Raw genomic sequence first — 21,256 nt, 5'->3', positions numbered from 1 at the left:
CTCGCGGGCGCGTCCACTGTGGACGCGCCCGCGAGCGGGGAAAGGTGGTCCTTCGCGTGTACCTGTCCACGATCGGCCGCCGGGAACATCCCGGCGGCGTGTCCAAGAAGTCCTTCGCCCTGCTGGGCGGGAACGTCTTCGCCCTGGGCACCGTCAGCCTCGTCACGGACATCTCCTCGGAGATGGTGACGGCCGTGCTGCCGGTGTACCTGGTACTGGGGCTGCATCTGGGCCCGGCGGCGTACGGCGTTGTCGACGGCCTCTACACCGGCGCGACCGCGCTGCTGCGCCTGGTCGGCGGCTACGTCGCGGACCGGGTCCGGCGGCGCAAGGCCGTCGCCGGGCTGGGCTACGCGATGTCGGCGGTGGCCAAACTGGGCCTGGTGGCGGCGGGCTCGTCGGCGGCCGCGATCGGTGTGGTGCTGACCGCGGACCGGACGGGCAAGGGCCTGCGGACCGCGCCCCGCGACGCGCTGATCACCCTGTCCGCGCCCGAGCACATGCTGGGCCGCGCTTTCGGGGTGCACCGGGCGATGGACAGCGTCGGCGCTTTCCTCGGCCCGCTCGTCGCGGTCGCGGTACTGGCCGTGGCCGGTTCGGCGACCGGGCTCGAAGGGTTCGACGCGGTCTTCGTGACCAGCTTCTGCATCGCCGCCGCCGGGGTGCTGCTGCTGGCGTTGTTCGTCCGCGACCACCGCTCGCCCAAACCGCCGTCGGGCACCGTGTCCTTGCGGGCGGCGGCGGGCCTCCTGCGGGGCACCGGCGTGCGGCGGCTGCTGATCGCCGCCTGCGTCCTCGGCCTGGCGACCATCGGCGACGGGTTCGTGTACCTCCTGCTCCAGGCCAAGGAGGACATCGCCACCGGCTGGTTCCCGCTCCTGGCCGTCGGGACGAACCTGGGCTACCTGCTGCTGGCCGCGCCGCTCGGCGCGCTGGCCGACCGGATCGGCAGGCTGCCGGTGATGCTCGCCGGCTACGGCGCGCTGATCGCCGTCTACCTGCTGCTGCTCAGCCCGCTGACCGGCTGGGCGCTGTTCGTGCTCGCCCTCGGCCTGTACGGCGTGTTCTACGCGTCGACCGACGGTGTGCTGATGGCGCTGGCCGGGCCGCTGCTGCCCGAGGCGTTGCGCACCACCGGCATCGCGATCGTGCAGAGCGGGCAGGCGCTCGCCTACTTCGTCTCGTCCGTCCTTTTCGGACTCTCTTGGCAGTTCTGGGGGACGACCACGGCGATCGCGATCGCCGCCGGGACGGTGCTGGTCGCCGTCTCCGCCACCTTCGTTCTCTTGGCTCCCGGCAGGAAGGCACGACCGTGAACACCCGCACCCGCGTCCTGATCGCCGTCACCGGAGTACTCACGCTGGCCGCGGCCGCCGTGATCTACGTCGGGGTGGCGGGAGCGCGCAACCAGGACACCGCGTCGGCGGGCACCAGCGGCGCCGTCACCCTCGAAGGCGGCCGGTTGCTGTTCCGCAGCACCGCCGACGCCGACCGCGGGCACGTTTCCAGCGTCGCGGCGGCCGATCCGGGCGGCGCGCGGGCGGTCTCGACGGTGTCGTGCGCCCGGGTCTACGCGGCGGGCGGCACCGGGATCTGCCTGCGCCCCGAGAGCGGCCTGACCACCTACCAGCTGGCCGTGCTCGACAGCAAGCTCGCGGTCACCCAGGAGATCCCGCTGGTCGGGCTGCCCAACCGGGCCCGGGTCTCGGCCGACGGGAAGCGTCTCGCGTGGACGGTGTTCGTCACCGGCGACTCCTACAACGGCGGCCGGTTCTCGACCAGGGCCGGCACCCTCGACCTCACCACTGACAGCGTCGAAGGCACACTCGAGGACTTCGCCGTGACCGTGGACGGCAAGCCCTACAAGGCGGCCGACTTCAACTTCTGGGGCGTCACCTTCACCCGGCAGCCGAACCGCTTCTTCGCCACCATGTCCACCGGCTCGCACCGGTATCTCGTCGAAGGCGATTCCCAGGCCCGGACCGTGAAGACGCTGCGAGATAACATCGAATGCCCGTCCCTCTCCCCCGACGAGACCCGCATCGCCTACAAGTCCGCCATCGACGGCGATCCCGCCAAGGGCTGGCGGGTCTCGGTACTCGACCTCGCGAGCGGCACCGTGACGCCGCTGGCCGAGACCCGGACCGTCGACGACCAGCCCGCGTGGCTCGACGACCACACCGTCGCCTACGCCCTTCCCAGGTCACAGGGACACTCGGACGTCTGGGCGGTCTCCGCCGACGGCTCGGGCGCCCCGCGTCTGCTCATCCCGGAGGCCGAATCGCCCGCCGCGCTGCCGTGAGAGGCCGAGTTCACCGGCTCAGCGGACGTCCTCGTAGGATCGGCCCGCCATGATCACGAACTTCCTGCTCGACCATTCCGCCCTCGTGCCGGTGGCGATCCTGCTGGTCGCGCTCGTCTGCGTCGTCCTCGGCCTGCTGCTCGCGGGCAGGCCGCGGGTCCTGTGGGCCCTCGCCGGGGTGTCCCTCGTGCCGGTCTTCGCGCTGACGCTCGTGCCCGCCGGCCGCACGATCGACGAGATCGGGTGCACGGTCCAGTTCTCCCTGCCCACGCTCGGCGCGGTGGAACTCCTGGCCAACGTCGCGCTGTTCCTGCCGCCGGTCTACTTCGCCGCGCTGGCGTCGCGGCGCCCGCTGACGATGCTCGCGGCGGGCTCGGCGCTGTCCGCGGTGGTCGAGACCCTGCAGGCGTTCGTTCCCGCGATCGGCCGTGCCTGCGACACCAACGACTGGCTGATGAACACTCTCGGCGCCGTCCTCGGCGTACTCCTCGCGGCGGGCACGGTGTGGCTGGTGGGCCGCCGCGCTCAGTCCGGCAGTTCGACGGGCGCGATGTCGTCGTAGACGTCACCCGGCCCCGGGTTCGCCGGGTCCGTCTCGCCGCCGAAGTGGTTCAGGACGCCCCACACCGCGTTCAGCGCCGTCTGCACGGCACCTTCGGCCCAGCCCGCCGTCCACGAAACGTCGTCACCCGCGAGGAAGAGGCCGCGGTGGCGCTCCTCCAGCCTGTCCTGTTTGAAGTGCGTGAACAGCCGGTGCTGGTAGCGGTAGTGGCCGGGCAGGTTGGCCTTGAACGCACCCATGAAATGCGGTTCGGCCTCCCAGGACACCGTCACCGGGTCGCCGATGATGTGCCGCCGGACGTCGACGCCCGGATAGATCTCCCGCAGCGACTGCAGCATCACCTCGACCCGCTCGGAAACCGAAAGCGGCAGCCACTTCAGCGAATCGTCGGCCCAGGTGTAGGACAGGCAGATCACCGCGGGCGCGTCCGGGTCGTCGCCGAGCAGGTAGGTGCCGCGCGGCATGCGGTCGGTCAGCGTCATGCTCATCGTGTCGCGGCCGGTCTCCGGGTCCTTGTCCAGCCAGAACGGCCGGTCCACCGGGACGAAGACCTTCGAGGACTCCATGTAGTGCGTGCGCTCGATCGCCGTCCAGTGGTCGATCGGGAACAGCGCCTCGTCGCATTCGATCTTCGACAGCAGCATCCAGCTCTGCGCGGTGAACACCGCCGCCGGATAGGTGCGGATGCGGCCTTCGGTGTCGGTCACGGTGATGTTGTTCGGCGCGGTGCGGTGCAGCCGGGCGACGCCGGGGTTCGGGGCGCCGCCGTGCAGCGAGCTCAGACTCGTTCCGGCGGGCCAGAACGCGATGTCCTCGGGCGCGTGTTCCCACAACCGCAACGGAAGCTGCCTGCTGCCGCCGGCGATGCTGCGGTGCTCGTCGTCGGCGCCGGTGTAGACCACCCGCAGGATCTCCAGGATGGAGTTCGGGAAGTCGGTGTCCCAGCCGCCGGTGCCGAAGCCGACCTGACCGAAGATCTCGCGGTCGCGGAAGGACGCGAACGCGGGTGACCGGCAGAGGAAACCGTAGAAGGTCTGGTCGTCCAGCCGCGGCACGAGTTCGTTCCACAGCCGCTTGATCGTCTTCGTGTCGCGGTCGCGGATCGCCTTCTGCATCTCGGTGAACGCGGCTTGTTCGGACAGCGTGCTGTCCCAGGCGGCGGCGACCTTGCCGAAGACAGCGGGCAGTTCGTCCGCCGTGCGCGCGTAGTGGCTCTCCCCCTTGAGGTCGACGACGGTGCTCGGCGTTCCCGGCGCCAGCGGGTTCGGGAATGGCGTCGTGTCCAGGCCGACCTTGTCGATGTAGTGGAAGAGCGCTGTCGACGCCGGAGGGAAGCGCATCGCGCCCATCTCCGCGACGACGTCGCCGGGGCAGCCGGGGAAGTTCACGGTGCGCAGGCGGCCGCCGATCTCGGCGATCTCGTAGACGACCGGGCGGAGGCCGAGTTTCATCAGTTCGTACGCGGTGACGATGCCCGAGAGGCCACCGCCGATCACCGCCACCTCGGTGCCGTGACGCTCGGCGGGCAGCGAGCCGAGTCCGGCGGGGTGGGCGAGGAAGTCGTCGTAGGCGAACGGGAAGTCGGGGCCGAACATGGTGATCGGGCGACCGGCCGATTCGTCGTGGTGGATCGCGGTCGGGAGGGCGGAGGTCATGCGGTGAGTCCTCGGTACAGATCGGGCCGCCGGTCGGCCAGGTGGGTGTTCTCCAGTCGCGACGCGGAGAGCGCGCCGCGGGTGACTTCGGCGCTGATCAGCTCCGGACCGGCGCCCGCGCGGGCGAGCACCTCACCGGTCGGGGCGACGACGCAGGAGCGGCCGCAGTAGGTCAGGTCCTGCTCGGTGTCACAGCGATTCGCGTAGGCGACGAAGAGCTGGCTTTCGTAGGCGCGGGCGGGCACCAGCGTGTCGGCGACCAGTTCGTACGGGCTCATCAGCGCCGTCGGCACCACGAGCAGTTCGGTCCCGGCCAGCGCGTGCGCCCGCACCAGCTCGGGGAACTCGACGTCGTAGCAGATCAGCAGGCCGATCCGGAGGCCGCCGAGTTCCGCCTGCACGACCGCTTCGGCGCCCGGCTCGAACCAGGAGCGGTCGATGTCGCCGAACAGATGGGTCTTGCGGTAGTTCGCCAGGCGCTGCCCGCCGGGGCCGATCAGCTGGACGCTGTTGTAGACGCGGTCGCCGTCGGACTCGGGGTAGCCGTAGGCCAGCGCGACATCGGATTCCCTTGCCAGCGCGGACATCCGGGCCGCCGTCGGACCGTCGGCGGGTTCGGCGAGCTCGTGGGAGCGGGCGCCGATGTGATAGCCGGTGGTGATCATCTCGGCGGCGATCACGAGGTCGGCGTCCGACGCCGCGACGACGGACGGCAGCTCGGCGTAGGAGCCCTGATGGACAGCGATCTTCACCCGGCGATGATATCCGCCGTTTTACTGCACCGATAAGGGCCAATCGTTGCGCATGGGGTTGGCAGACCGGTGAACTGATGCAGCTCGGCGCAATTTCGCGGCGATCTGTTGTCTGGATCACCCGCCCGGTGGGGGCTCCTCCGCGTGATCGTCCGCCCAGCCGAGCGCCTCGGTGATCGCCTTCTCCGCGATGGCCGACATCGTCGACATGTAGGTACCGCTGACATGGTTGTCGTCGAGGTAGACGAGCACGTTGCCGATCACCGGCGGGCAGACCTCGGCCGTGCAGAAGTAGTCGCTGAAGTCGAGGAACCGCACGTTCCGCGGTAGATCCGGCAGCGTCTCGTACGGCGGTTCCGCCGCGTAAAGATCGTAGCGCGCCGTGGAGCACTCGGGCGCCTCCGCGCCTCGGCTCTCGACACAGGCCGACGGCGACTGGCCGAAGCGCGGGTTGTCCCGCACCGCCAGCACCGGGATGCCCGCCTCGTCGACCTTGCGCCACTGGGCGACGTAGCCGCCGGGAACCCGTTCCTCGACACCGGTTCGCACGTCCCTGGTGCCGATCGTCATCACCGCGTCGGGCCGGGTCGTGACGATCTCGTCCACCACGGCGGTGTTCCAGTCGATGCAGGACTGGTCGCCCGGCACGGCGTCGGAGTCGGTGGAGAACGGGCAGCCGCCGCGGAGGATCGAGGTCACCTCCCAGTTCCGCTGCTCGGCGATCGGCAGCAGGGCGCCGAGGAACTGCCCGGCGTGCGAATCGCCGGTGACCACGATCCGGCGGGTGGGGTGCCCGGTGGGGTGCGAGGTGCAGACCTCGAGGTCGGCGTTGCGCGGGGACACGTCGCAGCGGGCCGGGTCGATGCCCGCCCAGTCCTCGGAGACGGCGACGAACGACGGGACGAGGGCGGCGTCAGTCGCGCCCCAGTACTTGAAGCCTTCGGTGTGCGCGAGCGCGCCGGGGTGGTCGGGGTCGTCGACCGCGATCGAATAGGTGTCCGCCTGGCTCACGCTCACCCACTGCCAAGCGCCCGTCGCGGCGAGCACGGCCGCGAGCGTCGCGACGCCGAACCGATAGGCGCCCCAACGGGTCCGTGTCCCGATCTCCGACGCCCGCAGCGGCCGTTCGACCAGGTGATGGGTCAGCACGGCGAGACCGAAGGCCAGCGCGATGATCACCGCGCCACCGCGCGGGCCGACCTCCTCCCGGTCCCGGGCGACGAGGTAGAACACCAGGACCGGCCAGTGCCAGAGGTAGAGCGCGTAGCTCAGGTCGCCGAGGTACTTCAGCGGGCGGCTGGACAGGAAACGGTCCGCGCCGCCCTTGAACGCGGTGTCGCCCGCGAGGATCACCATCGCCGCCGAAAGCGTCGGCCACAGCGCGAGATAGCCGGGGAAGACCGTCCCGACCTGGAGCACCAGCCCGCAGGAAACGAGGCCGGCGACGCCTGCCCAGCCGCACACGACCCGCGCGGAGCGGGGCACCGAAACCCTGTCGAGCACCAGCGCGAGCAGGCCACCGAGCGCGAACTCCCAAGCCCTGGTCAGCGAGTCGAAGTACGCCAGCGGCTGATCGACCGCGGTGAGCCACACCGAGTAGGCCAGCGAGGCCGCGAACACCGTGCCGAGGGCCGTGATCAGCAGCGGAAGGACGTTCCGGCCCGCCTTCTTGGCGATCAACAACACCAGGCCGACCAGCAGCGGCCAGACCACGTAGAACTGCCCCTGGATCGACAGCGACCAGAAGTGCTGGACGACGCTGGCCGAGTTGTGCTGCGCGAAGTAGTCGGTGGAATCCGCCGCCAGCTGCCAGTTCTCCAGGTAGAGCGCGGAGGCGACGATCTCCTTGATCGTCTGGAACCAGCGGTTCTGCGGCAGCAGCACCATGCTCACCGCGATGATCAGCAGCAACACGGTGAGCGCGGCCGGGAACAGCCGCTTGATCATCCGGCCCCACATCGGCCGGTACTCGATCTTCCCGCGCGCCGCCGCGCGGTAGAGCTGGCCGGTGACGAGGAACCCGGAGATCAGGAAGAAGGCGTCGACACCGCCGGAGATCCGGCCGAGCCAGACGTGGTAGACGACCACCAGCACACACGCCAGCGCCCGCAGTCCCTGGATCTCCGGGCGAAACCGTCGTTCCGTCTCCCGCACACGCCACCACCATGATCACCGGCCACCGACGGGCGGGGACCCTACGGCAGGAAGCTGTGAACGAGCTTAGTTCGGATGATCGGATGACTCGCGCGTGGCGTGACACCGCACTCGCGTGATCAGACGGCGATCACGCATGATCAGAGACGGAACTCGCGTGATCAAACGCCGCACACCCGAGTGCGGCCTCCAGTCACGCGAGTTCCGCCTTCAATCACGCGAGTTCCGCTCCCCGTCACGCGAGTCACGGGGAGCCGCGCGGGTCAGGTCGACTTCTGGCCGTCGATGCTCTCCCGCAGGATGTCGGCGTGGCCGGCGTGCTGCGCGGTCTCGGCGATGACGTGCGACAGCACCCGGCGCACGCTGCGCACCGCTCCCGGTGGGTTCCACGGCGCCTCGGGCAGCGGATGCGTCGCGGCCAGGTCGGGGATCGACGAGACGATCTCCTTCGTCCGCGCGGCCACCTGCTCGTACCGCTCCAGGATCCCCGCGAGGGTGTCGCCGGGCAGCATCCGGAAGTTGTTCTGGTGGTCGATCGCCCACTGCGGGAACTCGCGCGCGGTCCCGGCGCCGAGGTCGGCCCAGGTGACGCCTTCCGGCAGGTCGTAGGTCATCGCGGACGGGCCTTCGACCGCGAAGCGCAGCCACATCGCCTCGATCGAGGCGACGTGCTTTGATCAGGCCGCCGAGGCTCAGCTCGCTGACCGTCGGGTGCTCGCCGAGTTGCTCGTCCGTGAGCCCCTGCACGGTGGTGGTCAGCGTGGCGCGGACGGTGTCGAGGGCTTCGAGCAGGTCGGCGCGTTCGGCGTCGAGGATGGTGGCGGTCATCGGGCCCTCCGGGTTGTCGTTTTCTGGCACAAGACCACTCTCGCAGGAGTAGAGGACAGGGTATGGCCGCTACTTGGGCCATCATGGAAAACATGCCGAAGACTTCCGCGCGTCTGCTGTCGATGCTCTCGTTGCTGCAGGCCCGCCGCGACTGGCCGGGAGCGATGCTGGCCGAGCGGTTGGACATCAGCCCGCGTACCGTGCGGCGCGACGTCGACAGGCTCCGCGAGCTCGGCTACCCCATCGCGACCGTCAAGGGTCCCGACGGCGGGTACCGGCTCGACGCCGGGTCCGAGCTGCCGCCGCTGTTGTTCGACGACGACCAGGCTGTCGCGCTGGCCGTCGCGCTCCAGATCGCCACCACCAGCGGCGCGGGGATCGAGGAGGCCGCGATGCGGGCGCTGCACACCGTCCGGCAGGTGATGCCCTCGCGGCTGCGGCGCCGGATCGACACCCTCCAGGTGACCGCCGTCGAGTCGCCCGCGAGCCGGTCGGATCCCCGCGTCGACGGCGACGTCCTGCCGGCGCTCGGCGCGGCCGTGCACGCCCGCGAGATCCTGCGGTTCGACTACGCGGGAGCGGCGACACCGCGCCGGGCGGAGCCGCATCACCTGGTCACCTGGCACGGCCGCTGGTACCTCGTCGCCTGGGACCTGGACCGCCAGGACTGGCGCACCTTCCGGGCCGACCGGATCACCCCGCGCACGCCGACCGGCCCGCGGTTCACCCCACGCGAGCTACCCGTCCCCGATGTCGCCACCTTCGTCGCGAGCCGGTTCCGGGGCTCGTCCGAAACCGGCGACTGGCCCTGCCGCGGCGAGGTGATCCTCGACCTTCCCGCCGCGACGGTCGCCCACTACGTCCGCGACGGCGTCGTCGAGGAGGCGGGGCCGGATCGGTGCCGTCTGGTGCTGGGGTCGTGGTCGTGGGCCGGGCTGGCGGCGAGCATCGGCCGGTTCGACGCGGACATCGAGGTCGTCGGACCCGCTGAGCTGCAGGAAGCCTTCGCCGTCCTGGCGCGCCGATACGCGAAAGCCGCGCGATCAGCAGACTGAGCGCCCGGTGATCGTCTGCGCGAGACTGAAGCCATGCGACTGGATCTGAGTGGGAAGACGGCCCTGGTCACCGGATCGACCCAGGGCATCGGTTTCGCCATCGCCACGGGGCTGGCCAGGGCCGGTGCCCAGGTCGCGCTCAACGGCCGGGGCGAAGCCGGCGTCACGTCCGCGATCGACCGCCTGCGCGGCGAGGTACCGGACGCCGACGTCGTCGCCGCGCCCGGCGACGTCTCCACCGACGAGGGCACCGCCCGGGTCCTGGAGGCGGTGCCCGACGCCGACGTCCTGGTCAACAACCTCGGCATCTTCGGCACTCAGTCCCCTTTGGACATCACCGACGACGAGTGGCGACGGTACTTCGAGGTCAACGTCCTCGCCGCGGTGCGGCTGACCCGCGCGTACCTGCCGGGGATGACGGGCCGCGGCTGGGGCCGGATCCAGTACATCGCCAGCGATTCCGCGATCGTCATCCCCGCCGAGATGATCCACTATGGAGTGTCGAAGACCGCGTTGCTCGGGGTCTCCCGCGGCTTCGCCAAGACCGCGGCGGGGACGGGCGTCACGGTCAACTCGGTGATCGCGGGCCCGACCCACACCGGCGGTGTCGAGGACTTCGTCTACGAACTGGTCGACAAGGATCTCCCGTGGGACGAGGCCCAGCGCGAGTTCATGCGCCTGCACCGGCCGCAATCGCTGCTGCAGCGGCTCATCGAACCCGAGGAGATCGCCAACCTGGTGGTGTATCTCGCTTCTCCGCTCTCCTCGGCCACCACCGGGGCCGCGGTCCGCGTCGACGGCGGCTACGTCGACTCGATCGTGCCGTGATCCCTCACGACCTGTGGTGCACCTCCTGGAGGCCGAACACCGGCGTCGGGATGCCCTCGTAGCGCGCTTTCAGTTGCAGCGCCAGGTAAAGCGAGTAGTGCCGCGACTGGTGCAGGTTCCCGCCGTGGAACCACAGCCCTTCCTGACGGGTGGGCTTCCACATGTTGCGCTGCTCCCCTTCCCACGGGCCGGGGTCCTTCGTCGTGTCCGAGCCGAGGCCCCAGCACTTGCCGACCAGATCCGCGGTCTCCTGCCCGACCAGGTCGGCGACCCAGCCGTTCATCGAGCCGTAGCCGGTGGCGTAGACGACGACGTCCGCTTCGAGTTCCGTGCCGTCGGAAAGCACCACCGCGTCCCGTTTCAGGTGGTCGACCTGGCCGTGGGCCAGCTTGATCTTCCCATCGGCCACCAGTTCCGCCGCGCCGACGTCGATGTAGTAGCCGGAGCCGCGCCGCAGGTACTTCAGGAACAGGCCTGATCCGTCGTCGCCCCAATCGTGCCGGAACCCTGCCGCCTCCAGCCGCGCGTAGAAGTCCTTGTCCCGCTCGCGGATCGCGTCGTACACCGGGATCTGGAACTGCGGCATGATCCGGTACGGGATCGACGCGAAGATCATGTCCGCCTTGTCGGTGGTGATCCCCGCCTGCACCGCACGTTCCGAGTACAGGTCGCCGAGGCCCAGGTCCATCAGGGAATCCGACTTGACGATATGCGTCGAGGACCGCTGCACCATGGTGACGTCGGCGCCGTGTTCCCACAGCGCCGCGCAGATGTCGTGCGCCGAGTTGTTGGAGCCGACCACGACGGCCTTCTTGCCCGCGTAGGCGTCCGGGCCGGGGTGCTGGGACGAATGGTGCTGATCGCCGCCGAAGTCGTCCATCCCGGGGAACGACGGGAGATTCGGCTTGCCGGACATCCCGGTCGCGAACACGACGTGCCGCGGCGTGAGCACCAGTTCCTCGCCTTCGCGGACGACGGTCACCAGCCACTGCTGCTTCTCCTCGTCCCAGGACGCGGAGGTCACCTCGGTACTGGTCCAGTACGGCACCTCCATGAGCCGCGTGTACATCTCGAGCCAGTCGGCGATCTTGTCCTTGGGCGCGAACACCGGCCAGTTGTCCGGGAACGGCAGGTAGGGCAGGTGGTCGTACCAGACCGGGTCGTGCAGGCAGAGGTTCTTGTACCGCTTGCGCCACGAATCGCCCGGCCGTTCGTTGCGTTCCAGGACGAGCGCCGGCACGTCGAGCTGCCGCAGCCGGGCACCGAGCGCGATACCGCCCTGGCCTCCGCCGATGACGACGACGTACGGCTGCTCCTCGTAACCGAGCCGGGTCTGTTCCTCCTCGCGCTTCTCGGCCCACGACTTCCGGCCGCGGACGACGCCGTGCTCGACACCTTTCGACCGCTGTTCGTTGCGCCGCTCCTCGAAGCCTTTGAGCTCGCGCAGGCTCGTCAGCAGCGTCCAGGCGCCTTCGTCCTTCAGCCGCAGGTGCCCCTTCGCGCGGCCCGTCGCGGTTTCGAACTCCAGCCACGCTTCGGTCACGCCGTCGGCTTCGGTCGGCGTCTCGGTAGTACGGAATCCGGACGGTTCGATCCGGTCGAGACACGCGCCGAGCAGGTCGGCGACCCCGTCGCGGCCTTCGACCGTCTTGATCGTCCAGGTGAAGGCGACCAGGTCACGCCAGTAACTGTCGACGGCGAAGAGCGCGGCGGCGGCTTCGGCGTCACGGGCGGCGAGGGCCGCTTCGAACCGGCTCAGCCAGGCGTCGACCCGAGCCTGCGGCGAGCCCGTCGCCTCGATCCGGTCCACCGTCTGTGTCATGGCCACTCCCAAACCTCGGCGTTTCGGCTGTTACCCCGATCACACGCCGGGGGCGGGTGGAGCGGCAAGGGTTGCAGTGTGTTGCAGCGCGACTCCTTGGCGCACTCGCGCCGGCCGACCTATGCTGAGCCGTCGACGCGATGGTGCGGAGGTGGCCTATGGGCGTGTTCAGCTCGGTCCCGCCCGGCGCCGACCTGCCGATGCACGCCCGCGACCTGGTCCGGATGCACGAAGCCGTGATCGGCGGCGGCCGTCCGCGCGTGAGGCCGCGCCCCCTGGTGTCGCGGTCGTGGTCGCGCGCGCTGAGCCTGGGGCTCGCCGCCGACGGCGTGAACACCCGCGGCTCCGTGCCGCTCGACGAGGTCGCCCGCCGTCGCCGCGCGTCGCCGTTGCGGCATGTCGTCGACGATCTCGGGCAGGTGCTCGGGACGACCTCCGACACCGCGAACATGCTGCTGGTGGTGACCGACGCCGAGGGCGTCATCCTCTGGCGGGCGGGCTCCCCCGCCGTCAAACGCCGCGCCGACACCCTGGGCTTCACCGAAGGCGCCGACTGGACCGAGGCCAGGGTCGGCACCAACGCGATCGGCACCGCTCTCGCCGAGGCCGCACCGGTGGAACTGCTCGCCGGGGAGCATTTCGAGCAGGGCCAGCATCCCTGGTACTGCACGGCGTCGCCGGTGCACGATCCGCGCACCGGCGAACTGCTCGGCGTGATCGACGTCAGCGGGCCCGCGCTGACCCTGCACCCGGCGATCGCCGCGCTGGTGGAGACCGGGCGGCGGCTGGTCGAATCCGAACTCTGGCGGCATCACCAGCAGGGCCTGGACCGGCTCCGCCGGACCGCCGAACCGGTGGTGGCGGGCACGGGAGGCCCGGCGCTGCTGGTGGACGACGACGGCTGGGTGGCCCACTCCGCGGGCATCGCGCCAGGAGCGCGGATCGCCGCCCCCGTCGAAGGCCAGATCCTCGCCGTTCCCGGACTGGGCGCCTGCCTGCCCGAGCGGCTGGCCGAAGGCTGGCTCGTGCGCCCGGCCGACACCGCGCGCCGGGTCCGGCTGGATCTCGAACTCGGCCACGCGCCGATGCTGCGGATGCGGTCGGGCGACGTCGGCTGGGTCCGCACCGTGACGCCCCGGCACGCCGGGATCCTGGTGCATCTCCGCACGGCTGGCCCGGCCGGGCTTTCGTCCGAGGCGCTCAGCCGGGCGCTCTACGGTGACGCCGAACACCTCGTCACCGTCCGCGCCGAGGTCTCCCGGCTGCGGCGGCTGCTCGGCGCCATTGTGGACACGCGGCCGTACCGGCTGGCCTCGGGCGTCGACCTGTCCATCCACAAAGGACTAGAAGTCGGCGGCTGAGCCCGCGACCGGTTGCGAAAGGTCCGGACCGGGTACTCCGCCCGGATGGAGATACTCCTCGCCGGTGCGGGCGTGCTGGCGCTGTGCGCCGCGGTACTGCCCAACCTGTTGCACGAACGCGCGCTGTCGATGCCATTGATCCTGCTGGTGGGTGGCCTGATCTTCGGCTTGCTCCCCTTCGGACACCCCTACGGCGAAGGTGTCCTCGACCCGCGGTCGCATGTGGGCGCCGTCGAAGTGATCACCGAACTCGGGGTACTGGTGTCCCTGGTCGGCGCAGGACTGAAATCCGACCGCTTGATCGGCTGGCGGTCGTGGAATTCGACCTGGCGCCTGCTGGCGATCACGTTGCCGCTTTCGATCTGCGCGGTGGCCCTGCTCGGCTGGTGGGCACTCGCCCTGTCCCCCGCCGCCGCGCTGCTGCTGGGGGCCGTGCTGTCGCCGACCGATCCGGTGCTGGCGGGCGATGTCCAGGTGCCGGCGCCGCATACCGAGGACGGACGCGGTTCGGACAACGAGATCAGGTTCACGCTGACCTCGGAAGCCGGACTCAACGACGGCCTGGCGATGCCGTTCGTCCTGTTGGCCCTCGTCCTGGCCGGAACGGCGTGCGCTTCTCCCGTGCCGTGGCCGCTGACCGAGGTCCTCGCTCCCCTCGCGATCGCCGTGGTGGTCGGCCTCGCCTGCGGCCGGTTGCTGTCCTGGCTCATGTTCCGGGTGCGGCACGAGCGGCTGCGTCTCGGCGAATACTCCGACGGGCTGGTGGTGCTCGCCATCGCGTTCCTCCCCTTCGCGCTGTGCGAATGGTTGGGCGGCATCGGTTTCGTCGCGGTGTTCACCGCCGCCGCGACCATCCGTGCCAGCGAGCGGTCACACGAGTACCACGGCGTGCTGCACGAGTTCGGCGACCAGCTGGAAAGGCTCTTCGTGGCGCTGGCCTTGCTGGGTCTCGGTGTCGCGCTGGGCGATGGGCTCCTCGCCGGTCTGAAGCTCGCCGAAGTCCTGGTGGCGGTCGCGGCGGTGGTGGTCGTGCGCCCGCTGTTCGGCAGGCTGGCCTTGCTCGGCGGCACCACCACCCGCCCGGCGGCGACGGCGATCGCGTTCTTCGGCATCCGCGGGATCGGCAGCCTCTACTACCTGTCCTACGCGCTGGGGCACGGCGACTTCCCGATGGCCGACTCGCTCTGGCGCGTGACGGCGCTCACGATCGCGGTGTCGGTCCTCGTGCACGGTCTGCTCTCCGGTCCGGTGATGCGCAGACTGGAGAACCGGGGGATGCAGAACGTCGAGAACCCGTGAGACCAGAACGCATTCAGAGGACTAACCGCGGGGTTCGCGGCGCCACTCCCGGCCCTCGACACGGGCCTGCACCCGCCGCAAGGTGGCCGCGATGTTGACCTGGTTGGTGCCGGCGCGATCGGGCTCACCGGTGATGAAGATGGCGATCGGGACGAACCACTTCGGCACCCGCAGCCAGTTCGTCACGGTGACGCGGCAACCGTCGCCCTCGGGCTGGATCTCGTACTCCCAGCGGGAGATCGGCACGCGGAACTGGGTGCGCACCCGGTAGGCGAACCGGTGCCCCGGCTCGGCTTCGACGATCTCGGCGTGGGTGACCCAACGCCGCCAGCCGTTGCGGTTGCTGCCCGCGAACCAGGCCCCGACCCGTGCCTCGGTCGCGCCGCGGATCCAGCGCGCCTCGCGCAGTTCCTCGGCGCACTCCGCCATCGCGACCGGGTCGCTGACGAGCCGGTACACCCTGTCGGGCGCGGCGTCGATCGCGATCTCACCGGTCGCGAGCGGCTCGCTGTAGGTCAGGGTCTCCCTCGGCTTCGTCACCATCGCGCCTCCCTGTCGACCTCGTCAGCCCACCAGCACGGGGTCACCCGGTCAAGACCGGCGGGCAAAGGGCGCACGTTCGCGCAAATCCGGGCGGGTCAGGTCGTCGGTCCGTCAGGAAAAACGACCTCGAAACCCAACGCCCGCAGCAGCCCGGTGAGCATCGCCTTGGTGTTGGCCTTGGCGCGTTCGAGCAGGCCGGAGCGCTGGGCGGCTTCACCGATCCGTTTCTCGGCGGCGACATGGAACCGCTGTTGGTCCGGAACGGACACCAGCGACCCGAGCCTGTCGATCAGGCCGCGCTCCTGGCCGAAGACATAACTGCGCTCGTTGTCCAGTGCGGGTTTCGCCAGCCGGGGTTCGGGCAACCGCACCTCGACCGTCCGCCGGTCTTCCGAGACTGTGAGCGAATTCTCCACCAGCGGTCCGAAATCGACGTACGCGTCGACAGAGCCCGCCGCCACGAACAGGGTCCGCTCCCCGGCGATGCTCGCGGGCACCCACTTGACGTCCTTCTCGATGTCGACGACGACCTGGTAGTCACCGGCCGCCGCGTGGTACTCGCTCAGATCACGGACCGCCTGCAGCACCGCGGGTCGCGAACGGTCCACAGTGGACGTTCCGAACGGGTCCAGCTTCGGCAACAGCCCGGTGAGCTGCAGTGCCGCACCGACGATCAGAAGCCCGACCAGGGCGAACGCCCCGAGGCGCACCCACCGTTTCTTCACGCCCACCACCGCCTCTCCAGCGCGAGGGATACCCGGTGGACGTCGTCTCGAAGCGTCGAAACCGGTTTCTCCGACGATCGGCGGAACCGGATTTCGCACTTGGAGTAGTTTGGCCGCATGCAAAACGTCTTGCCCGCGCCGGAGAAGACCGGGCTGAACATCTCGGCGTTGCACTGGGCGGGTTTCCTCGGAATCGCCGTGCTGGTGCTGGTCACGTCCGGGATCGGCCTGCCCTCGGTGCTGGTGGTGGCACTGGGCGTCACCGGTATGGCCACCCTGGTGCTGTCCTGGCTGGGCATCGGACGGCTCGCCGCCGGACTCCCCGAGCGGCGGCTGTACTGGATCGCGGTCTCGTGGTGCGCGCCGCTGCTTCTCGCCCGCCCGCTGTTCAGCGGCGACATCAACAGCTACCTGGCGCAAGGCCTGATCGCGGCCAAGGGTTTCGACACCTACCTCGTGGGGCCGGCGGAGGCGCTCGGCGCCGATTCGCCGGTGACGCTCGCTGTCAGTCACTACTGGCGGGACACGCCCGCGCCGTACGGTCCGGCGTTCGTCGCGCTGGCCCGCACGATCGCCCACATCGCGGGCGACAGCTTCGTCCCGACCTTGTTGCTGCACCGCTTGCTGGGGCTGGCCGGTATCGCGCTCATGGCGTGGGCGCTACCCCGGCTCGCCCGACGCGTCGGGGTTTCGCCGTCGATCGCGCTGTGGCTGGCCCTGCTCAACCCGCTGGTGCTGTGGCACATCGTGGCGGGCGTGCACAACGACGGGCTCATGGTCGGACTGATGGTCGCCGGGCTGGAACTCGTCCTCATGGGCGCGGCGAAGACCGGCGCGGCCCGGCCGGCGCTGATCGCGGCGGGCGTGATCGCGGTGAGCGCCGCCGCGAACGTCAAGATCGTGGCCGTCGCGGGCCTGCTGTTCGTCGGCGTCGACCTGTTCCGCCGGGCGACCCCCACCGGCCGGGTCGCGGTGGCGCTCGGGCTGCCCGCGGGATTCGCCGCTGTCACCGCGGCGATCTCACTCGGCAGCGGGCTCGGTTTCGGCTGGGTCCGCGTGCTCTCCGGGGTCTCCGGCCAGGTGCACAGCTGGATGGCGCCCACCAACGAACTCGGCTTCCTCGTCGGCGGCGTGGGCAAGGTCTTCGGCGCGGACCTGACCGACGGCGCGATCAAGGTGTTCTCGCTCATCGGCGCGATCCTCGGCCTCGCCGTCGGTGCCAGGCTGCTGTGGCTCACCTACCGGGAGAAGATGCACCCGCTGTACGGCGCGGGGCTGACCTTCGCCGCGATGCTGGTGCTCGGGCCCGTCGTGCAGCCGTGGTATCTCCTGTGGACGGTCGCGCTGCTCGCCGTGAGCCTCACGACCGACCGCGGCCGCTGGATCCTCGCCGGGATAAGCGCGGTGTTCGGTGTTCTGCTCCCGCCCGCGAACGGCGGCGCCGTGTCCCTGGCACTGGGCTACCTGATCGCCGTCGTGCTCATCGGCGGCACCTTGTTCTTCCTCAAGCGCCGGAACCTGTTGCCGGAGATCAGGTTCCGCAAGAGCCGGACGTAGGCGCTCCAGCTCGCGGGTGCCCGGACCGTGCCGGTGAGTTCACGCTCGGCGCGGTCCAGGCAGTCCTCCAGCAAGGCGTCGTGCAGCGGCCGCCACAGCACCGGGTACGTGCACCAAGCGGGATGCCGGAGCTTCAGCACCATGAGATGCACGAGCTCGGTCTCCCCGGTTTCCGTCGTACGCATCGTGAATTCGTGGAACCCGTCGAAGCCGCGAGGTGCGGTGAACCGGAACCTCACGGACTTCCCGGGTTCATAGGACTCGACGCGGTACCGCACCGGCCCGTGCCCGCCGTCTGCGCCCACGCCGAGCGGCCTGTCGAACCGCAACGGCGGCCACGCGTCGGGCCAGAGCCTGTCGCCGTCGGCGGACAAGGTGTCGATCAACGCGCCGACGTGTTCTTGTGCCACGCCGACGATCCGGGAATGCCTGTTCCACACGCGCATCGCGCCTCCCCAGTTCTAGAGACCAGTTCTAGAGACCTTCCACTAAAACCATAGTAGAGGATAGTCTCTGAAAATGGGACGGCCACCGCGGCACACCGCCGACGACTTCCTCGACGCCGCCGTGCGGATCTTCGCCGCAGAAGGGGCCGCCGGGGTCACCATGTCGGCCGTCGCCCGCGAGGTCGGCGCGCCGAGTGGATCGATCTACCACCGCTTTCCCGGGCGTCCGGCCCTGCTCGCCGCCGTCTGGCTCCGCACCCTGACCCGGTTCCAGCAGGGCTATCTCGAAGCCCTCGACCAGGAACCGGCCACGGAGGCAGCCGTCGAAGCCGCCGCCCAGGTCGTCCGCTGGTGCCGCGACCGTCCCGCCGAGGGAAAGCTGCTCTACGGGGGCGACCGCATGCTCGGCGTCGAAGACTGGAGCCCCGAAGACCGCGCCCGCGCCGAAGACGCCAACCAGCGCCTCGACGCGGCGATCACCAAGGTCGTGCGACGGCTGCGTCCGCTGACCGGCCGGAGCACCGACGAACTGATGCTGGCCCTCGTGGACCTCCCGTACGCCGCGGTCAGGAGACACCTCGACCGCGGCGAGGCACCACCGCCGCGCACCGTCGACCTGGTGGCCAGGACGACCCGCACGCTGCTGTCGGGCTGAGCTCAGGCCCGGACCGGGATCGCGATGGAGAACTCGCCGCCGTCGATCAGCTCGAGCAGCAGGCGGGCAGCCGGACCGGGCGGCCGCTCCCCCCTCGTGGCGATGGTCAACGGCCAAGTGAGGCCGGGTTCGTCGACCGGGATCGTCCGGACCCCCGAGAGCAGCCGGAGATCGGGCACGACGGCGACGCCGAGCCCCGCCGCCACGTAAGCGGGCACCGCCCGCAGATCGGCGACTTCGACGACGACCCGCCGAGGGGCCCCGATCGCCTCGAAAGCACGGTCCAGGGCGACCCGGTTGCCGAAGCCGCGCGGATTGTCCACGAACGACTCGCCCGCGAGGTCCGGCAAGGTCAGCGACCGCCGGTCACCCAGCCGGTGGCCGTCGGGCAGCAACGCGACGAACGGCACCGAACCGACCAGCTTGGTGTCGAGCCCGGCGAGATCGGATTCGGGCAGGCCGAGCAGGGCGACGTCGAGCCTGCCCTGACGCAGGTCCTCGGCCAAGCCTGTCGACCCGGTGATCGACACCGTGACGTGCAGCTCCACCAGCGGATACCGCCGATGGAAGGCGCCGAGCAGATCCGGCAGGTCGAGGTCCCCGACGCTGGTCAGGGTGCCGACGCGGAGACTGCCGCGCAGTCCTGCGGAGGCGTCGGCGACCACCTCGCGTGCCCTGTCGACGGCCTCCAGCGCGGCCTTGGCCTCGGGCAGGAACACCAGGCCCGCCGGGGAAAGCGCGACGCGCCGGGTCGACCGGTCGAACAGCTTGACGCCCAGCTCGCCTTCGAGCGCCTGGATCGTGGCCGACACGGTGGACTGCACCGCGAACAACCGTCGAGCGGCGCGGGTGAAACTGAGCTCCTCGGCGACGGCGACGAAGCATTCGAGCTGACGGGTCTCCACGAGGGCGAATTATCGCAGTTTCGGATAACTGTGACCAGCATTGTTCGTTGGACATGGATGATCCCGGGATTCACAGTGGAGACATGCTGAACACCGTCACCCGTCCCCGTCCCGCGCTCCTGCGGCTCAGCCACGGTCGCGGCTTCTGGGTCATCGCGGCCGCCTACGCCGTCTCGCTGGCCTTCTCCACCGTTCCCACCCCGCTCTACGTGCTCTACCAGCAGCGTGACGGCTTCCCGACCTACGTCGTGACTATCGTGTTCGCGGCGTACGCGGTCGGCGTGATGGGCAGCCTGTACCTCGCCGGTCATGTCAGCGACTGGCTGGGACGACGGCGCGTGATCCTCGCCGCGACCCTGACCCAGGCGCTTTCCGCGACGCTCTTCCTGGCGTGGCCGGACGTTCCCGGGCTGATCCTGGCCAGGCTCGTCGGCGGGGCGGGGATCGGCGCGCTGACCGCGACGGCCACCGCGCACCTGTCGGAACTGCGCGCGGTCGCCCGGCCGCGCGAGGACCACGGCCGCGCGGGACTGATCGCGACAGTGGTCAACATGGGCGGGCTGGCGTTCGGACCGTTGTTCGGCGGTATTTTCGCGAGCTATTCGGCCGAGCCGCTCAGCACGCCGTTCGTGTTCTTCCTGGTCCTGCTGCTCGCCTCGGCCATCGCCGTCGCGCTCGTCCCGGAAACGGTGGAACGAGCCGAAGAGCGCCCCGCGTACCGACCGCAGCGCGTCTCGCTGCCTTCGAGCGCGCGGCCCGCGTTCTTCGGCGCGGCGATCGGCGCCTTCGCGGCCTTCGCGATCACGGGACTGTTCATGGCGTTGACGCCGACGTTGCTCGCGCAGGGGATGCACCAAAGTTCCCGGATGCTGGCCGGGCTCGCGTCGTTCTCCGTGTTCGTCGCGGCGGCCGCCGCGCAGGTGATCTTCGCCGGCTTGGCCAGGCGGACCCAACTGCGGCTCGGCCTCGCGCTGATGGTGGCCGGGCTGGTGGCGCTGCCGGTCGCGGTGACGACGGCCCAGCTGTGGCTCTTCCTCGCGGGCGGGATCGCGGCGGGCGCCGGCGTCGGACTGGGCTTCCGCGCCTCGGTGGCCACCGTCGCCGCCCTCGCCGAACCGCCAGTGCGCGGTGAGGTGCTCGCGGCCCTGTTCCTGGCCGCCTACGCCGGGCTGGTCCTGCCCATCCTCCTCGTCGGGATCTCGCTGATCTGGCTGCCGAGCGCGTGGGCGCTGATCGGGTTCTCGGTACTGGAACTGGGTTTGCTCGCCTGGTCGGCACCCAAGGTACTGAACCGTTGACCGTCCACAGTGGCCTGTCCGCGTGGTGATCCTCGTCAAACCCGCGGGCGGCCCGTGCCGCCGGTGTGCGATCCTGGTCGTGGAACCTCCTGATCGAGGTCCCCGGACGAGTGGGTGCCGTACCCGGCCAGCGACAAGACGGCACTCTGGGAGCGCGTCATGTCGTGGCTTGTCCTTGTCGTTTCGGGTGTTCTGGAAGCCGTTTGGGCCACTGCCCTCGGCAGGTCCGAGGGGTTGTCCCGGCCGACGCCGTCGGTGATCTTCGGTGTGACCCTGGTGGCGAGCATGGTGGGTCTCGCCTACGCGATGAAGGATCTTCCCGTCGGGACCGCCTACGCGGTCTGGGTCGGGATCGGCGCATCGCTCACCGTCGCCTACGGCATGTGGTCCGGCGCGGAAACCGTTTCGCTGGCCAGAATTCTGCTGATCGTGGGGATCGTGGCCTGCGTGGTGGGGCTGAAAGTCCTGCACTGAGCCGAAAAAGGGACCGCCCCCGACGCACGGACGAC

Annotated in this window: 19 protein-coding genes, 1 pseudogene and 1 riboswitch; of the genes and pseudogenes, 11 read left to right on the top strand and 9 right to left on the bottom strand. The window is 70.2% G+C overall.

The features are described 5' to 3' along the window. Window positions 1-56: 56 nt before the first annotated feature. From ACZ6YV_RS13835 to ACZ6YV_RS13825, 3 genes are read left to right on the top strand one after another with little or no spacing between them, the layout of a single operon-like run. The gene (locus tag ACZ6YV_RS13835; RefSeq protein ID WP_465509906.1) at window positions 57-1,316 is read left to right on the top strand and encodes an MFS transporter; all 1,260 of its coding nucleotides are present in this window, start codon (window positions 57-59) and stop codon (window positions 1,314-1,316) included. Beyond that, the gene (locus ACZ6YV_RS13830; protein WP_465509905.1) at window positions 1,313-2,302 is read left to right on the top strand and encodes a TolB family protein; all 990 of its coding nucleotides are present in this window, start codon (window positions 1,313-1,315) and stop codon (window positions 2,300-2,302) included. The genes ACZ6YV_RS13835 and ACZ6YV_RS13830 overlap by 4 nt, the downstream gene beginning before the upstream one ends. Before the next feature lie 49 nt (window positions 2,303-2,351). Next, the gene (locus ACZ6YV_RS13825; RefSeq protein ID WP_465509904.1) at window positions 2,352-2,864 is read left to right on the top strand and encodes a VanZ family protein; all 513 of its coding nucleotides are present in this window, start codon (window positions 2,352-2,354) and stop codon (window positions 2,862-2,864) included. On the opposite strand, the gene ACZ6YV_RS13820 is transcribed toward ACZ6YV_RS13825, so the two are convergent. From ACZ6YV_RS13820 to ACZ6YV_RS13805, 4 genes and pseudogenes are all read right to left on the bottom strand, one after another. After that, on the bottom strand, window positions 2,828-4,519 hold the full coding sequence (locus ACZ6YV_RS13820; RefSeq protein ID WP_465509903.1) for a flavin monoamine oxidase family protein: 1,692 nt from the start codon (window positions 4,517-4,519) through the stop codon (window positions 2,828-2,830). The two genes, ACZ6YV_RS13825 and ACZ6YV_RS13820, sit on opposite strands and share 37 nt — an antisense overlap. Continuing rightward, on the bottom strand, window positions 4,516-5,271 hold the full coding sequence (locus ACZ6YV_RS13815) for a carbon-nitrogen hydrolase family protein (protein WP_465509902.1): 756 nt from the start codon (window positions 5,269-5,271) through the stop codon (window positions 4,516-4,518). The genes ACZ6YV_RS13820 and ACZ6YV_RS13815 overlap by 4 nt, the downstream gene beginning before the upstream one ends. A gap of 117 nt (window positions 5,272-5,388) precedes the next feature. Beyond that, a complete protein-coding gene (locus ACZ6YV_RS13810) occupies window positions 5,389-7,425 on the bottom strand; it encodes an acyltransferase family protein (RefSeq protein WP_465509901.1) in 2,037 nt (678 codons plus the stop codon). 263 nt (window positions 7,426-7,688) lie between these two features. Then, window positions 7,689-8,253: pseudogene (locus ACZ6YV_RS13805) on the bottom strand (DinB family protein). Between the two features lie 92 nt (window positions 8,254-8,345). Here ACZ6YV_RS13805 and ACZ6YV_RS13800 point away from each other — a divergent pair. Then, entirely contained in the window at window positions 8,346-9,308 is a 963-nt protein-coding gene (locus ACZ6YV_RS13800; RefSeq protein WP_465509900.1) for a helix-turn-helix transcriptional regulator, read from the top strand. A 33-nt stretch (window positions 9,309-9,341) separates the two neighbouring features. Next, window positions 9,342-10,136 (top strand): SDR family NAD(P)-dependent oxidoreductase, encoded by a 795-nt coding sequence (locus ACZ6YV_RS13795; protein ID WP_465509899.1) that lies wholly within the window; start codon window positions 9,342-9,344, stop codon window positions 10,134-10,136. Window positions 10,137-10,140: 4 nt separating this feature from the next. On the opposite strand, the gene ACZ6YV_RS13790 is transcribed toward ACZ6YV_RS13795, so the two are convergent. Further along, window positions 10,141-11,958, bottom strand: a complete 1,818-nt coding sequence (locus ACZ6YV_RS13790) for a flavin-containing monooxygenase (RefSeq protein WP_465509898.1) — start codon at window positions 11,956-11,958, stop codon at window positions 10,141-10,143. Between the two features lie 158 nt (window positions 11,959-12,116). Here ACZ6YV_RS13790 and ACZ6YV_RS13785 point away from each other — a divergent pair, with 158 nt between their 5' ends. Beyond that, window positions 12,117-13,319 (top strand): sigma-54-dependent transcriptional regulator family protein, encoded by a 1,203-nt coding sequence (locus ACZ6YV_RS13785; RefSeq protein ID WP_465509897.1) that lies wholly within the window; start codon window positions 12,117-12,119, stop codon window positions 13,317-13,319. A gap of 45 nt (window positions 13,320-13,364) precedes the next feature. Continuing rightward, the gene (locus tag ACZ6YV_RS13780) at window positions 13,365-14,618 is read left to right on the top strand and encodes a cation:proton antiporter (RefSeq protein WP_465509896.1); all 1,254 of its coding nucleotides are present in this window, start codon (window positions 13,365-13,367) and stop codon (window positions 14,616-14,618) included. 21 nt (window positions 14,619-14,639) lie between these two features. Here ACZ6YV_RS13780 and ACZ6YV_RS13775 read toward each other — a convergent pair whose 3' ends face one another. Both ACZ6YV_RS13775 and ACZ6YV_RS13770 read right to left on the bottom strand, forming a co-directional pair. Beyond that, window positions 14,640-15,161, bottom strand: a complete 522-nt coding sequence (locus ACZ6YV_RS13775) for an SRPBCC family protein (protein ID WP_465509895.1) — start codon at window positions 15,159-15,161, stop codon at window positions 14,640-14,642. A 95-nt stretch (window positions 15,162-15,256) separates the two neighbouring features. Continuing rightward, complete coding sequence (locus ACZ6YV_RS13770; protein ID WP_465510186.1) at window positions 15,257-15,892, bottom strand: DUF4230 domain-containing protein; 636 nt, start codon at window positions 15,890-15,892, stop codon at window positions 15,257-15,259. A gap of 111 nt (window positions 15,893-16,003) precedes the next feature. Here ACZ6YV_RS13770 and mptB point away from each other — a divergent pair, with 111 nt between their 5' ends. Next, window positions 16,004-17,443 carry a polyprenol phosphomannose-dependent alpha 1,6 mannosyltransferase MptB gene (mptB, locus tag ACZ6YV_RS13765; RefSeq protein ID WP_465509894.1) on the top strand — a complete coding sequence of 480 codons (1,440 nt, stop codon included), beginning with the start codon at window positions 16,004-16,006 and terminating at the stop codon, window positions 17,441-17,443. On the opposite strand, the gene ACZ6YV_RS13760 is transcribed toward mptB, so the two are convergent. After that, the gene (locus tag ACZ6YV_RS13760) at window positions 17,347-17,889 is read right to left on the bottom strand and encodes an SRPBCC family protein (protein ID WP_465509893.1); all 543 of its coding nucleotides are present in this window, start codon (window positions 17,887-17,889) and stop codon (window positions 17,347-17,349) included. The genes mptB and ACZ6YV_RS13760 overlap by 97 nt on opposite strands. Before the next feature lie 73 nt (window positions 17,890-17,962). Between ACZ6YV_RS13760 and ACZ6YV_RS13755 the strand changes: the two genes are divergently transcribed. Then, window positions 17,963-18,544 (top strand): TetR/AcrR family transcriptional regulator, encoded by a 582-nt coding sequence (locus tag ACZ6YV_RS13755; protein WP_465509892.1) that lies wholly within the window; start codon window positions 17,963-17,965, stop codon window positions 18,542-18,544. Window positions 18,545-18,546: 2 nt separating this feature from the next. Here ACZ6YV_RS13755 and ACZ6YV_RS13750 read toward each other — a convergent pair whose 3' ends face one another. Beyond that, window positions 18,547-19,449: a LysR family transcriptional regulator gene (locus tag ACZ6YV_RS13750; RefSeq protein WP_465509891.1), complete on the bottom strand. Its 903-nt coding sequence runs from the start codon at window positions 19,447-19,449 to the stop codon at window positions 18,547-18,549. Window positions 19,450-19,532: 83 nt separating this feature from the next. Here ACZ6YV_RS13750 and ACZ6YV_RS13745 point away from each other — a divergent pair, with 83 nt between their 5' ends. After that, entirely contained in the window at window positions 19,533-20,747 is a 1,215-nt protein-coding gene (locus ACZ6YV_RS13745; RefSeq protein WP_465509890.1) for an MFS transporter, read from the top strand. A 79-nt stretch (window positions 20,748-20,826) separates the two neighbouring features. Beyond that, window positions 20,827-20,895: riboswitch (guanidine-III (ykkC-III) riboswitch) on the top strand. An 11-nt stretch (window positions 20,896-20,906) separates the two neighbouring features. After that, window positions 20,907-21,221: a DMT family transporter gene (locus ACZ6YV_RS13740; RefSeq protein WP_465509889.1), complete on the top strand. Its 315-nt coding sequence runs from the start codon at window positions 20,907-20,909 to the stop codon at window positions 21,219-21,221. The last annotated feature ends 35 nt before the right edge of the window (window positions 21,222-21,256 follow it).

The organism is Amycolatopsis sp. NPDC102522 (assembly GCF_055584485.1).
The sequence above is the reverse complement of the archived record's forward strand: the minus strand, read 5'-3'. Positions and strand labels throughout refer to the sequence as shown.

Coding starts and splice junctions, on each gene's coding strand:
- ACZ6YV_RS13800 (WP_465509900.1), top strand. CDS start 8,346: ATGCCGAAGACTTCCGCGCGTCTGCTGTCGATGCTCTCGTTGCTGCAG.
- ACZ6YV_RS13825 (WP_465509904.1), top strand. CDS start 2,352: ATGATCACGAACTTCCTGCTCGACCATTCCGCCCTCGTGCCGGTGGCG.
- mptB (WP_465509894.1), top strand. CDS start 16,004: ATGCAAAACGTCTTGCCCGCGCCGGAGAAGACCGGGCTGAACATCTCG.
- ACZ6YV_RS13820 (WP_465509903.1), bottom strand. CDS start 4,519: ATGACCTCCGCCCTCCCGACCGCGATCCACCACGACGAATCGGCCGGT.
- ACZ6YV_RS13745 (WP_465509890.1), top strand. CDS start 19,533: ATGCTGAACACCGTCACCCGTCCCCGTCCCGCGCTCCTGCGGCTCAGC.
- ACZ6YV_RS13790 (WP_465509898.1), bottom strand. CDS start 11,958: ATGACACAGACGGTGGACCGGATCGAGGCGACGGGCTCGCCGCAGGCT.
- ACZ6YV_RS13775 (WP_465509895.1), bottom strand. CDS start 15,161: ATGGTGACGAAGCCGAGGGAGACCCTGACCTACAGCGAGCCGCTCGCG.
- ACZ6YV_RS13755 (WP_465509892.1), top strand. CDS start 17,963: ATGGGACGGCCACCGCGGCACACCGCCGACGACTTCCTCGACGCCGCC.
- ACZ6YV_RS13780 (WP_465509896.1), top strand. CDS start 13,365: ATGGAGATACTCCTCGCCGGTGCGGGCGTGCTGGCGCTGTGCGCCGCG.
- ACZ6YV_RS13740 (WP_465509889.1), top strand. CDS start 20,907: ATGTCGTGGCTTGTCCTTGTCGTTTCGGGTGTTCTGGAAGCCGTTTGG.
- ACZ6YV_RS13760 (WP_465509893.1), bottom strand. CDS start 17,889: ATGCGCGTGTGGAACAGGCATTCCCGGATCGTCGGCGTGGCACAAGAA.
- ACZ6YV_RS13785 (WP_465509897.1), top strand. CDS start 12,117: ATGGGCGTGTTCAGCTCGGTCCCGCCCGGCGCCGACCTGCCGATGCAC.
- ACZ6YV_RS13795 (WP_465509899.1), top strand. CDS start 9,342: ATGCGACTGGATCTGAGTGGGAAGACGGCCCTGGTCACCGGATCGACC.